Below are 13,032 nucleotides of genomic sequence, written 5' to 3'. Positions count from 1 at the left end.
TACCCTAGCTCTGATAGCGCCACTTTGTTTCAAACCTTATTGCTGATCAGGCAAGTCCGCTTGTCAATAGGCTTTGAGATGCGCTAACCCTGAATATTCACTTGGGTTCAGATAAAGTTGCATCTGGATATTTTTCTACCATTTGAGCTAACTCAATTTTATGCTTATCTAAATACCTTAAGTTGACACCAATTACAGCTATGCACCCCTAGCTTGTACCTTATTCCTAGACACGTAGCGGTTTAAGACAGGGTACGAGAAGCGCTATTTTTGTAAAAAGGTATTGTATTAGTATGATGTCCGTTCAATTAACCATAATTAAGAAAAACCCCACCCCCTAACAGCTTGCTCTAAGGGAAGCAAAAGTTTAGCTTTGCCTTTTTGGGGTGCTTTTACTATGGGCAATTTAATGGACATCATATTACTTACCCAGAATTTGTAATAATGCTTCTCGATAAATTTTTAGACCCTCTGCATTTAAATGGTCACCATCACTCGTTAAATTCTGTTTAAGAACATTATTCTCATACAAAGGTGCTAATCCTGCTGCTGCAACTGGCACTTTTTCTGTTTCAGCAACTTGATTAATCAGAGCATTAACTTGTTCAACTCTAGAAAGTGGGGCTGCTACAGTTGGATCTAAGCTTGCTGCAACTGTTGAATAAAAAGCCGGAATTAGAAAAAGCTCTTTAGTTCCGATTGTGCGGACAAGTGCGATCGCCTCTTGCAGATTTTTAGTAAATAACTCATCACTAATTCCATACCAAGCATCATTTCCACCTATGGCAATAATCGCTTTTTCGCATTTTACCTTAGTAGGAATTAAACTTTTAAGTTGTTCCACTAATGAGATTGTACTCAGACCATTTAACCCAAAATTAAAAGTACCATTCCCAAGAGTATTACCAAGTTCAGCCGAAATAGAATCGCCAAATAAGCAACCTGAGAATTGTTTATCTTGGGCGGCGAGTATCTGATATTGCAGTGCAATTTTTCCTAAAGGTGAAGAACTTACGTCGTCTTTCGGCAGCGCATTAGCAGAACCAGAAGAAAAATTGGCCATGCTGACTAGCTTGGAAATTTTTGATACGTCAAAGACTAGTTGATTACTGGGATACGCTTCTAGAAAGCTGGTTATTCCTAAACCTTCTGGTGATTTTGCTCCTAAGATAATGGCAGCTCGTAGGGCTTGTATACTGCCTTGATTACGACGGGCGATCGCAGAGCGTGTCGGAAAGACTGTTGCTTGGGAAGCAAAAGATAAAATTTGCTTGCCTATTCCTGTATTTATCAGTTTATCTAAAGCCGCAATATCAAGAGACATTTTCACCTGAAGAGCATCTTGGAACTTCTGTTTATCCTTAGCGCTGAGGTAACCTAAGAAAGATTGCAAATCGGTAGAAACCTTTTGCGTCTCGGCATAATTGCGTATATCTGCCACCGGGAGCGATTGCTCAAACAATCCGTACCTGACAACAATCTTTTCGGCGGCCAAACTCGGCAACAAACCAAAGCCACTATGCAGCAGTAAAAATATTAAGCACCCAGATAGGCATATTAAAAGACGGTAGAAATATTTCATCACGGAAGATAGTGAAATAGTCAATAGTCAATAGTCAATGGTCAAGAGTCAAGAGTCAAGAGTCAAGAGTCAATATTTAATAGTTAAAGGCTCAACTTCCACCCTCAAAGGCTCAACTTCCACCCTCAAAGGCTCAACTTCTACCTTCAAAGGCTCAACTTCCACCCTCAAAGACTCAACCTTTATATTTCAAGAAACTCCTTTATCTTCCTAATCTTCCCCATCTCCCTCACTCCCCAATACGATTCGGTTAAGATCCCTCCGCCTGTGGCGATCCACTTAAAAAGGGGGTAAACAGGAAGCAAGCCTTTTTAAGGGGGATTGGGGGCAATACGCTTGGGTTAAGGCTAAAACTCTTTCTTCAAGTCAATTTTTATAACGAACCGCCAAGGACGCAAAGGACGCAAAGAGAAGGAAGAAATTCTTAACCCAAGCGTATTGGGGTTGGGGGAATCTGCAACAGACAAACATATTAACCGAACGGTATTGTCCTCACTCCCCTTTTATATCAACAGCCAAACCTAATTTGGGAATACTCAATCCAGTAGGTATGAGGATGGAACCGTGGTAGAAGAAGGTGCATATTGGCTAGCTTGGACACAAATTTCTGGGATTGGCCCAGTATTACTGCGACGACTGCAACAGCATTTTGGCACGTTGGCAACAGCTTGGAACGCTACTAAGGTACAGTTGGCAGAAGTAGAGGGTTTTGGTTTTCAGACATTAGAAAAAGTAGTACAACAGCGATCGCGTTTGCACCCAGAACAACTATTCACCAAGCACCAGCAGGAAAATTCCCATTTCTGGACACCAGCAGATGCAGATTATCCCCGGTTACTGCTGGAAACTCCAAGTCCGCCGCCGATTTTATACTATCGCGGTGAAGTCGAACTCCAAGAAAATCTCGGACAAAAACCGCTGGTTGGGATTGTCGGAACACGCCAACCCTCAGAATACGGTATCCGTTGGACTCGCCAAATTAGTACAGCTTTGGCTAAAAATGGTTTTACAGTTGTTTCTGGTATGGCAGAGGGAATTGACACAGAAAGCCACATCGCTGCGATGAAAGCAGGTGGACGCACGATCGCAGTTTTGGGGACTGGTGTAGATGTCATCTATCCACATAAAAATCGGGATTTGTACAAGCAAATTTTGACGGCTGGGTTAGTCATGAGTGAGTACCCTACAAAAACCCCACCTGATCGCACCCACTTTCCCCGCCGTAACCGAATTATTGCAGGTTTAAGCCGCGCCATCCTCGTAATGGAAGCGCCGATAAAATCCGGTGCCTTAATTACTGCTACCTACGCAAATGAATTTGGCAGAGATGTCTATGCATTACCTGGGAGACTGGACGATCATCCATCCCAAGGGTGTTTAAAGTTACTAAGTCAGGGAGCAACTTTCATTCTTAAGGAATTAGATGAACTGTTAACAATGCTGGGAGCAATACCACAAATTGATCGAGTCGAGGCTTCCACAGCACTAGAACAGTTAATGCCAACTTTGTCGCCAGAATTGCAAACGGTAATGAATGCGTTCGCCGCAGGCGTACCGGAAGCGATCGCTAGTGATGCTTTACCCTTCGATTTTGTTGTCCAACAAACCGGCATGACTGCTGGCTCAGTTTCCGGTGCCTTGTTAGAGTTGGAACTTATGGGTTTCGTTTCGCAGCTGCCAGGAATGCGGTATCAAAAAAGTTAAGAGTTAAAATAGAAGAGCATAATTGAGCTTTTTCACTTTGTTTTTAGCGATTTAACCCTGAGATTTATGGGATTAGCCAAGTTTTTGTAATAGGATAGCTTGTATTGATTGACTGATAAAGCTTCTAGAGATTCCCCTCCCGGAGAGTGACACAACCAGGATAAGTACTATCACTGGATTCATCCTGGACGATCGTTAAACCCAAAGCTTTATAAGCAGTTAATATCTTATTGGATACTGTTGGTGCAGTTACCAGATAAGTTAATGCATGAATCGACTCGACTACATAAGGAGCAGCTGTGTCTAACTTTTCTGCTGTCGCTAATCCAACTACTTCCGCTGCTCCAGCAATCATTGCTCGTTTAACATAGGCTTCTTCTAAATTCGGCACGCTAATACCAACTTCTGGATGCAGACTACATACGCCCAACATGCACAAATCTGCACGAATCATCCGTAATGCCTCAATTGTGGCTGCACCGACGTTTACCAAAGCTTTTTTGTAGAGTTGTCCGCCCAACATCACAACTTGAATGTGAGGATGCTCTGCTAAGGCAATGGCAATTGGAGGACTATTTGTGACGATTGTCGCTTGTAAATCCAAGGGTAAATGATGGGCTACTTGGAGAGTTGTCGTACCGCCATTTAAAATTACTACTTGCCCGGTACAAATCAATTTTGCAGCTGCACGAGCGATCGCTTCTTTCTCTTTTGGTGCTTGTTTTTGCCGATCTGCATAACTGGCGATCGCCGGGGAAGCCAAAAGCGCTCCTCCATGAACGCGCTGCAAAAAACCAGATTCGGCTAATTCCCGCAAATCCCGACGAATCGTATCCTCAGAAACCTTTAGCACAGCACTGAGTTCCGATGACAGCACCTTTTTATCACGACGCAGAATTTCTAAGATGAATTGTCGTCGCTCTGCCGTTAGCATAGAAAATTTTTCTGGAAATTGCATATTTGCCCTTGAAATTGCACGTTTGTGAGTTTATACTTATAGCCATGCGGATTGTTACATATTTTTCCTTGGGTTCAAATAAATTCAAGCATATTTGTGCATCAGGAGAGTTCAACAATTTTAGCCGATCCCTCGTAGTAACGGAAGCCTCTAAGCTACATAATTCCTCGTAGACCACTCGCTAATAAAAAGGATGGAACAACTTAGGCAAAAACACATTTCATTTGCACGAACGCTGACGAAGATTGTTGATAGTCATCAATCATCCGTGATCATTTATCAATCAACATTTCCAATTAAAGGCATAAAACATGACACTTACTAATACGCAATTTCCCATTAATCTCGGTGCTTATAAACCTCTGGCTCTCAATCCCACAAATGCAACTCTTACAGATGAACAAAAAGAAATTCTCAGAGGAAACATTCAACTGTGCCGCGATGCGATCATCCTGTTTACAGCCACTGGTGCTGCCAGAGGAGTAGGCGGTCACACTGGTGGCCCTTACGACACAGTACCAGAAGTGATGATTCTCGACGCATTTTTCCGGGGAGCAGCCGATAAATTTGTGCCGATCTTCTTTGATGAAGCGGGACATAGAGCTGCAACCCAGTACTTGATGGCAACCCTACAAGGTGAGTTAGATGCCGAGCAACTCCTACACTATCGTGAGGCACACTTTGCCTTACCAGGACATCCCGAACTAAAACTAACTCCTGGTGTGAAGTTTAGTACTGGACGACTGGGGCATATATGGCCTTACGTTAATGGTGTGGTCTTAGCAAATCCCGGCAAGGTAGTTTTCTGTCTTGGTTCTGATGGCTCGCAGCAAGAAGGCAACGACGCGGAAGCTGCCCGCTTGGCTGTTGCTCAACATCTCAATGTCAAGTTAATTATTGATGATAACGATGTCACCATCGCCGGACATCCATCCAAATATCTACCTGGTTTCACAGTCGCCAAAACCTTAGAAGGTCATGGATTAAAAATACTAGAAGGAGACGGGGAAGACTTAGACGATTTATACCGTCGCATGAGCGAAGCAGTAAATACCCCTGGGCCGATTGCTCTGGTCAACAAACGCCCCATGTGTCCTGGTATTGAAGGATTAGAAGGCTCAATTCACGGTCACGATGTCATCTCGGTAGATTTGGCGATTAAATATCTCGAATCGCGCGGACATACAGCTGCTGTTGAATGTCTGAAAAACATTGAAAAACCCAAACAAAGCTATACTTTTGTTGGTTCTGGCGATAAATGGGGCGCTAACCGCAATGTATTTGGTGAAGCAGTGGTTGATGTCTTAAGCCGGATGAGTGAAGAAGACCGCAAGCAAAGCGTCAAGGTCATCGACAGCGATTTAGAAGGTTCCTGCGGACTCAAGAAAATTCACGATACATACCCGGAAATTTTTATTTCCTCTGGAATTATGGAGCGGGGCAACTTTTCTGCTGCTGCTGGGTTTGGCATGGAGGAAGGAAAGCAAGGGATTTTTGCAACTTTCAGCGCTTTCTTAGAAATGTGCATCTCAGAAATCACAATGGCACGGCTGAACTACTCGAATGTTCTTTGCCACTTTTCCCACGCAGGTATCGATGACATGGCAGATAACACCTGTCATTTTGGTATAAATAACATGTTTGCTGACAACGGCTTGGATGATGGCCAAGCAACACAGCTGTTCTTTCCCGCAGATACTAATCAGATGAAAGCTTGTGTAGAAGCTGTGTTTTTTGAGCCGGGACTGCGGTTCATTTTCTCCACTCGTTCTAAAGTGCCGAATATTCTTGACAGCAACGGTAACGACTTCTTTGGTGGTGACTATAAATTTGTTCCTGGGAAAGATGAGGTGATTCGAGAAGGGACGCAAGGTTATATCATCAGTTTTGGTGATGCTCTATACCGTGCCGTCGATGCAGTGGAACGTCTCAAACAGGAAGGGCTGGATGTAGGTTTGATTAATAAACCAACCTTGAATGCTATTGATGAAGAAGCGATCGCAAAAATCGGTAAAGCTCCTTTCGTCCTTGTGGTAGAAGCATTCAATCGTCGAACCGGATTAGGTAGCCGTTTTGGTTCCTGGCTGTTAGAGCGCGGGTTTACTCCTAAATACGCTCACCTTGGTACTCATAAAGAAGGTTGCGGCGGTTTATGGGAACAGTATCCACATCAAGGCATCGATCCAGTAAGTATAATAAACAAGGTTAAAGACTTAGTTAAATAACAGAACTTACGCACAAAGATTGTCTGTTGAGACTAAGTATAAGGGTGTAAGGTTTCCCTCCCCTACACCCTCACACCAACAGTATTCTTTGTTGTAATTGCTCAAAAACTGGAAGCATCTTACTTTGTCGCGTTAGGATTAAAACCGTTACTCTCAATCGGGTGAGGTTGGCAGGCAATCAGCTCTAGTTTGCCGCTCATTTATGAGGGGGGGTGGATGTCATAAACAATGCAAAATTCAAAAATCCCAAATTATCTTTGGGGATAATACTGGGGATTCATAACTGGAGATTGATAACCATTTGCCGGCACAGTACCTCCCATACTGTTGGGTACAGGATTCACAACAGGAGGCTGATAAACGCTCATGGGTACAGTGCCTGTCGTACCGTTGGGTAAAGCAGGATTCACAACAGGGGGCTGATAACCATTTGCGGGTATAGTGCTTGTGGTACTGTTGGGTGTAACAGCATTTTGGCTAAACTCTTGGTAGGCAGCACGAGAAATTGAGCTAATCAGTTTTTCGGCGCGAGGGTCGTTATTAGGACGTTGTACCATGACAGCAGCTATGTAGCGCTTACCAGTTGGCAGAGCAACTAAACCTGTATCTGCCAACATTGTGCCAATATCACCTGTTTTGTGATATATTCTTGCGCCTGTTCCCAAACCCGACGGTAGCAGAGTGTCTTTCTGAGTACGACGCAAGATATCAAGCATGAGATCGCGTGATGGCATACTCACCAAATTTCCCTGACTCATAATCGCCATCAAATTTGCCAATTCCCTTGGACTAGTGGTGTTTGTCCCTTGCAAATCTGGGAGTTGATTACGAATTATTGTGTTTGTCAATCCCCAGTTCCGGAAACGCTGGTTTAAAGCGTCTATGCCTCCCAGTCGGGCAATTAGCATATTTGTCGCTGTGTTGTCGCTAATTGTAATCATTTTACTAGCGACTTCCAGAGCGGCGTACTGGGTTCCGGCTGGTTTATATTGCAGAGTTCCAGAACCGCCAGCTACCACATCCTGTTGCATGGTCAGCATTTCATCTAGACGAATTTTCCCTGCATCCACATCCTGGAAAAAGGCAATTAAAATTGGCAGCTTAATTGTGCTAGCCGCCGGAAAACTGTTTGAGCCATTGACATCTACATAATTACCAGTATCTAAATCTACGAAGAAAACTCCGGGTGTAAGATTTGGGTTAGTCGCCGCCAAATTTTGCACAGCATTTTTTAAGGGGAGAATTTCTTGGGATAGGTATAGGCTCGAAGATCCATCTGGGGGAGTTTGAGTAGGTTGTGGCTGCGATCGCACCACATTACTATTAGATTGCGGCACAGAAGTTGTGCTGATCCGATTAGCCGGGTCTAATACTGACAACACCGTGCCCACAATTGCACCCATCCCAACACCCACAATCAACAACCGCACAACATACAATATAGTTTTGGCCATTGGCTTTAACTGCGTCTTGCGCGATGAGCGCCGGCCTCTTTTTGGCTTTTCCATCCGCACTGTTTTAACCATCACAGCACCTGGTCGAAAGGGAGGAATTTTCCCCTTCACATTAGGTATTGGTTTTACTGCCGCTGGCATGACTAACCCCGATTTTACCCTGCATGTAGCACCAGGGACTGGGGGAGGACTGATCTGATTTTTTTGGACTGTTAGCGCCGCTTTTCGTCCATTCGCAGCTTGCTGCTGGCTCTTAGCTTTCACTTTCTTCTGTGCCACTTTTTGAACCTTTTGTGGACGCTGGCGGCCATTTAAGGGTTGACGCCGCGAGAAAGCTTTCCGTTCGTCACTTGACTCTGACACCGTTACTCCTTGTGACCCACTTGGCTTTTTTATTGCAGACTCCTGACCCAAAACTTAATCTTTAAGCAATATTAATATTCAAATTCCACTTTGCCACTAAGTAGCATTTTTGTGTTTAGTTTAAGTCATATTAATTATTTTGGGGGGATGATTGCGTACATATTAAACGAATAATTACAAGTTTTCACCATCCCTGTAGTTTTTAAGTCCCCATTCTACCTGCTGCAAAATTCCTCGCAGCATGGCTACCTCCCCAGTTTTCAGGTTAGCACGATTATACAGTTGGCGAAATTTTTCCATGCGACTAGCTGCCGTATGCGGATACAGATAACCAATTTTCAGTAATAGTGATTCTAATTGCCGATAGTATGCTTCCACAACATCTATTGGTGCAAGTTCAGTTTGGGGTAAGGTAGGAGTTTCAGCTTGCTCTGCACATTGCGACAGTTCATAACAGCAGATTGCTACGGCAGTAGCTAAATTCAGTGCTACATAATCTTGACTTGTAGGAATGCCAACAAACCGCTGTGCATAATTTAATTCTTCATTGCTTAATCCCCGGTCTTCTCTGCCAAAAATCAATGCTGCGGGTTTTTCTGGTTCCTCCAATAACCAAGGTAGTGCAGTGCGGGGTTTTTCTAAGGGTGTTTCCCAACTCCGAACACGACCAGTGGTAGCGATCGCCCTTACACATCCATGCAATGCTTCTGGTAAGGTCGCCACTAATACCGCAGATTCTAAAATTTCTCTAGCATGAACAGCCATCATTAAAGCTTCCGCCGACAGCGGATCGCATTGGGGATTTACTAATACTAAATGATATAGCCCAAAATTTTTCATTACCCTGGCGATCGCTCCGACATTTATCGGTCCAGCTGGCTCTACCAACACAATTCTTAATCCAGCCAAGCCCATTTCTTGCCTCCTGCGATTGTACCAGATAATACTTATAGGCTAATTCTCAGCGTTGTGGTTCTGCTGAAGAGTTTCCTTGAAATCATTTTAGCTGTGTAAGTGAATGCCTGCGTCAGGTCTGAACAGTTCACGCTATTTATTTGTAGCAATCTAATTGTTGTACGTCCTGAAGGCGTTAATCCCACCAGATTTAGTTCTAAAAAGGTGAAGTATTCAGCCCATTTCTGGGTGCGTGGGTTGAAGAGAAAACTAAAAGCCCCTGTTTGTGGAGAAAACGATCCTAAGTCAAATAAGATAAGTTACCTGCTTTAATCATCACAACTAAGTGTTCAATACGTTCATACTTATCTAGTTCTTTCAACTCCGTGGGTGTGAGTTCACCTGCGTTACTACGTGCTAGCAAGGTACGCAACCGTTCTTGCATTTCGAGAGTGGGTTTAAATTCAGCAATTTGTTCAGGAGTGGGGTTGCTAGCCAAAAAATCGAGGATATATCGGTAAACTTGTGCTGGTACAGCTGGTTGTTGGAGGCTCAGAGTAAGTAATTCAGGTAAGCGTAGACACGAAGTGGCTTGCCGCAAGGCATCGCCTACTTGTGCTGGTTGTGAGATAGTTCCTCTGATACTTCCAGGCTGATTTTCGACATGGTGCGGTTTCCTGAAGTGTGTCCTTTTCCTTATTGTAAAGGTGGTAGAACAAGCATCAAATCAATATTGCTCATTCTACTGTAATATCAACTTTGTAACATCGCGTTATTTCACTAAACAATGCCACGCCAAGCCCAAATAAAAAGCTTCAGGAAACGTTGGTTTCCTCAGATTCTCAAAAGAACTTTGATTGTGCTGTTAGTGCTGGGGCTATTATTAGTGGGATTTGCCACTTACACTGTGCGCCAATCCTTTCCTCAAGAGAGTGGCACAATTCAACTACCTGAACTCAAAGCTGAAGTAACCGTCCAGCGCGATAAATGGGGAATTCCCCACATTTATGCTGTCAACTCCCACGATTTATTTATGGCGCAAGGTTATATCCACGCCCAAGACCGCTTTTGGCAAATGGACTTTTGGCGACACATTGGTTCTGGGCGACTCTCAGAAATGTTTGGTTCCTCTCAGATTGACACTGACAGATATCTGCGGACAATGGGTTGGGCAAGGGTGGCACAGCAAGAAATTCCGGAAATTAATGCAGAGATGAAGGCATATCTGGAAGCTTATGCAGATGGTGTCAATGCCTATCTGGCAAAGCATCAAAACAACGCTCTAAGTTTAGAATACGCTGTGCTAAAATTTCTCAATCCTGGGTATAAGCCAGAACCTTGGCAAATACTGCATTCCCTGACTTGGGGGAAGGTAATGGCTTACAATTTAGGTAGAAATTTCCAGAGCGAAATTGAACGTGCAATCCTGCTCAAAAGCCTTACTCTCACTCAAGTAGAGGAACTTTTTCCACCATACCCTAAAGACCTGCCAGTGATTTTGCCTAAGTTTCAGCAAGCAGCGGCAGCAGGGGAGGCAGGGAGAGGGGGGGACAATGATGTTGAAGCACTTCTCGATTCTCCAGATGTCTTCCCTGCTTTAGAGTCAATTACTTTGCCGATGATGGCTTTGGAACAAACAATAGGGCCTACAGGAATAGGCATTGGTTCAAACAACTGGGTGATATCTGGTGAACACACGGCTACAGGTAAGCCAATTTTGGCGAATGACCCGCATTTAGGTGTGCAAATACCTTCTATCTGGTATGAGGTTGGTTTGCATTGCATACCCAAGAGTACAGAATGTCCCTACAACGTTACTGGCTTTTCCTTTGCGGGAATGATTGGGGTAATTATCGGTCATAGCGATCGCATTGCCTGGGGTGTCACCAATGTACAATCTGATGTAATGGATTTATACATCGAGAAAATCAACCCAAATAACCCCAATCAGTATCAGGTAAATGGCCAATGGCTTGATATGCAACTCCTGCAAGAGACGATTCAAGTAGCCGGAAGTCAGCCGATTGTGCAAACGGTACGCTATACCCGACATGGGCCGATTCTCTCTGATGTTTCATCCAATCTCAAGCAGCTCAAGCCAGGTCAGCCCCTAGAATTACCGCAAAACTACGCCGTAGCCCTGCGCTGGACAGCCCTAGCCCCTTCCAAACTAGGGTATGCCATTCCCCAGATCAATCGCGCCCAAAACTGGCAGGAATTCCGTACTGCTGCCAGTAACTATGATGTCCCGGCTCAAAACTTGGTCTATGCTGACATTGATGGCAATATTGGCTACCAAATGCCTGGTAAATTCCCCATCCGCGCCAAGGGAAATGGGCGTTATCCCGTTCCTGGTTGGACGGATGAATATGAGTGGCAAGGCTATATCGACTTTGAGCAGTTACCCAAAAGTTTCAATCCACCTCAAGGTTATATTGCTACTGCCAATAATTTAGTTATGCGTGAATATCCTTACCTAATTACCGCAGATTGGGTTTATGGCTACCGAGCAAAGCGCATCGTTGAGATGATTTCACAACAAATCCAGCCAATTTCCCTGAAGGATGTGCAGCGGATACAAGGTGACGATCGCAATCTGAATGCACAAACACTAGTGCCACTATTACAATCTATCACTGTTGATACCCCCCGTTTACAAGCAGCCCAAAAATTGCTGCGAGATTGGAATTTGCAGTTGGGAATGACATCATCTGCTGCTGCTTTGTTTGAAGTATTCTGGAAACACTTGCTAGCAGATACGTTTGACGATCAGTTGCCTGAAAGATACTTTCCTGATGGAGGCGATCGCTGGTATGCTGTGGTAGCAAATCTGGTAAAACAGCCTAATAGTTCTTGGTGGGACAACCGCAACACCCCAAAAGTTGAGAACTGCGACCAAATCCTGCGGCAGTCTTTTACAGAAGCCGTGGATGAACTAGAACGTATTCAAAGTAAAGACCCAAAAAACTGGAATTGGGGCAAACTACATACTGTTACTTTTCGTAATGCAACTTTGGGTAAATCTGGGGTTGCACCTATTGAAGCTTTATTTAATCGTGGTGCATTTGCCACGGCTGGTAACGGCGAAACAGTGAATGCTAATCGCTGGAGAGCAAACAAATCCTTTGAAGTAAGTGATATTCCTTCACTGCGGATGATTATAGATTTGGGAAATTTGGATAACTCAGTAGCGATTCATACTCCTGGACAATCAGGTCATGCTTTTCATAGGCACTACAACGATATGGTTGACTTCTGGCGCAAAATTGAATATCACCAGATGCTTTGGGAACAGAATACTGTTGCAAATAACACTGCTACAACACTGAAGTTAATTCCAAAATTGCGAGAGTAGATGCTGTAGGATTAATTACCGACGGGCGCTTTTCTGGCAGTACTTATGGTGCGGTTGTTGGTCATGTTGCACCAGAAGCAGTAGTTGGGGGTGCGATCGCTCTTATACAAGAAGGTGATAGCATTACAATTGATTATTCATTGTCGAGATGTCTATTAGAGTTCATAGGGAGATGCTGCGCGTAGCTTGCTTCCACGTTCGTGCAGCGTTCCGTGGGGAAGGGGTACAGGAAACGCAGGGAGATTTTAATCACAAGTGATTAGCCAGACTTAATATAACGTAGTGGCGTGGCAAGACTAAAATGGTGTAATAGCTAAAAGCTCGTAGTAGCGCTTTAGCCCCAAAAAACTATAAATCTAATGCACAAATTTAGCCTCAGTGCCTTGCAAAAGTTCCTAGTGTTGAAGTCATATCATAAGTAATTTACCGATGATGATATGATTTCTGACGCCAAGCCGCAGAGCGTCTTTGGCTTTGCTCCTGACGCCAATATTTGT

Annotated in this window: 9 protein-coding genes and 1 pseudogene; 5 read left to right on the top strand and 5 right to left on the bottom strand. The window is 44.1% G+C overall.

Annotation, left to right across the window (positions count from 1 at the left end; genetic code table 11):
• Nucleotides 1-421 precede the first annotated feature (421 nt).
• Nucleotides 422-1,606 carry an alpha/beta hydrolase gene (locus V7L29_RS29240; protein WP_334737680.1) on the bottom strand — a complete coding sequence of 395 codons (1,185 nt, stop codon included), beginning with the start codon at nucleotides 1,604-1,606 and terminating at the stop codon, nucleotides 422-424.
• A 13-nt stretch (nucleotides 1,607-1,619) separates the two neighbouring features.
• On the opposite strand from V7L29_RS29240, the gene V7L29_RS29235 reads away from it, so the two are divergent.
• Nucleotides 1,620-1,796 carry a hypothetical protein gene (locus V7L29_RS29235; protein ID WP_334737679.1) on the top strand — a complete coding sequence of 59 codons (177 nt, stop codon included), beginning with the start codon at nucleotides 1,620-1,622 and terminating at the stop codon, nucleotides 1,794-1,796.
• Nucleotides 1,797-2,146: 350 nt separating this feature from the next.
• Nucleotides 2,147-3,286 carry a DNA-processing protein DprA gene (gene dprA / locus V7L29_RS29230; RefSeq protein ID WP_334690879.1) on the top strand — a complete coding sequence of 380 codons (1,140 nt, stop codon included), beginning with the start codon at nucleotides 2,147-2,149 and terminating at the stop codon, nucleotides 3,284-3,286.
• A gap of 124 nt (nucleotides 3,287-3,410) precedes the next feature.
• Here dprA and V7L29_RS29225 read toward each other — a convergent pair whose 3' ends face one another.
• Nucleotides 3,411-4,220: a DeoR/GlpR family DNA-binding transcription regulator gene (locus V7L29_RS29225; RefSeq protein WP_334737678.1), complete on the bottom strand. Its 810-nt coding sequence runs from the start codon at nucleotides 4,218-4,220 to the stop codon at nucleotides 3,411-3,413.
• Nucleotides 4,221-4,555: 335 nt separating this feature from the next.
• Between V7L29_RS29225 and V7L29_RS29220 the strand changes: the two genes are divergently transcribed.
• Nucleotides 4,556-6,469 (top strand): transketolase C-terminal domain-containing protein, encoded by a 1,914-nt coding sequence (locus tag V7L29_RS29220; protein ID WP_334737677.1) that lies wholly within the window; start codon nucleotides 4,556-4,558, stop codon nucleotides 6,467-6,469.
• Nucleotides 6,470-6,720: 251 nt separating this feature from the next.
• Here the strand turns inward: V7L29_RS29220 and V7L29_RS29215 are convergent, their stop codons facing one another.
• The 3 genes from V7L29_RS29215 to V7L29_RS29205 all read right to left on the bottom strand — a co-directional run bounded on the left by V7L29_RS29215 (nucleotide 6,721) and on the right by V7L29_RS29205 (nucleotide 9,781).
• A complete protein-coding gene (locus V7L29_RS29215) occupies nucleotides 6,721-8,286 on the bottom strand; it encodes a serine hydrolase (RefSeq protein ID WP_334737676.1) in 1,566 nt (521 codons plus the stop codon).
• Nucleotides 8,287-8,460: 174 nt separating this feature from the next.
• Nucleotides 8,461-9,201, bottom strand: a complete 741-nt coding sequence (locus V7L29_RS29210; RefSeq protein ID WP_334737675.1) for an RNA methyltransferase — start codon at nucleotides 9,199-9,201, stop codon at nucleotides 8,461-8,463.
• Nucleotides 9,202-9,481: 280 nt separating this feature from the next.
• Entirely contained in the window at nucleotides 9,482-9,781 is a 300-nt protein-coding gene (locus V7L29_RS29205; RefSeq protein ID WP_334737674.1) for a hypothetical protein, read from the bottom strand.
• Nucleotides 9,782-9,967: 186 nt separating this feature from the next.
• Here V7L29_RS29205 and V7L29_RS29200 point away from each other — a divergent pair, with 186 nt between their 5' ends.
• Nucleotides 9,968-12,535 (top strand): penicillin acylase family protein, encoded by a 2,568-nt coding sequence (locus V7L29_RS29200; protein WP_334737673.1) that lies wholly within the window; start codon nucleotides 9,968-9,970, stop codon nucleotides 12,533-12,535.
• Nucleotides 12,535-12,669 (top strand): annotated as a pseudogene (locus V7L29_RS29195) (hypothetical protein); the annotation flags it as partial. The gene V7L29_RS29200 and the pseudogene V7L29_RS29195, both read left to right, overlap by 1 nt.
• Nucleotides 12,670-13,032: the final 363 nt, after the last annotated feature.

The organism is Nostoc sp. (assembly GCF_036916575.1).
Taxonomy (GTDB): domain Bacteria; phylum Cyanobacteriota; class Cyanobacteriia; order Cyanobacteriales; family Nostocaceae; genus Nostoc.
This window is presented reverse-complemented; position numbering and strand designations above follow the sequence as displayed.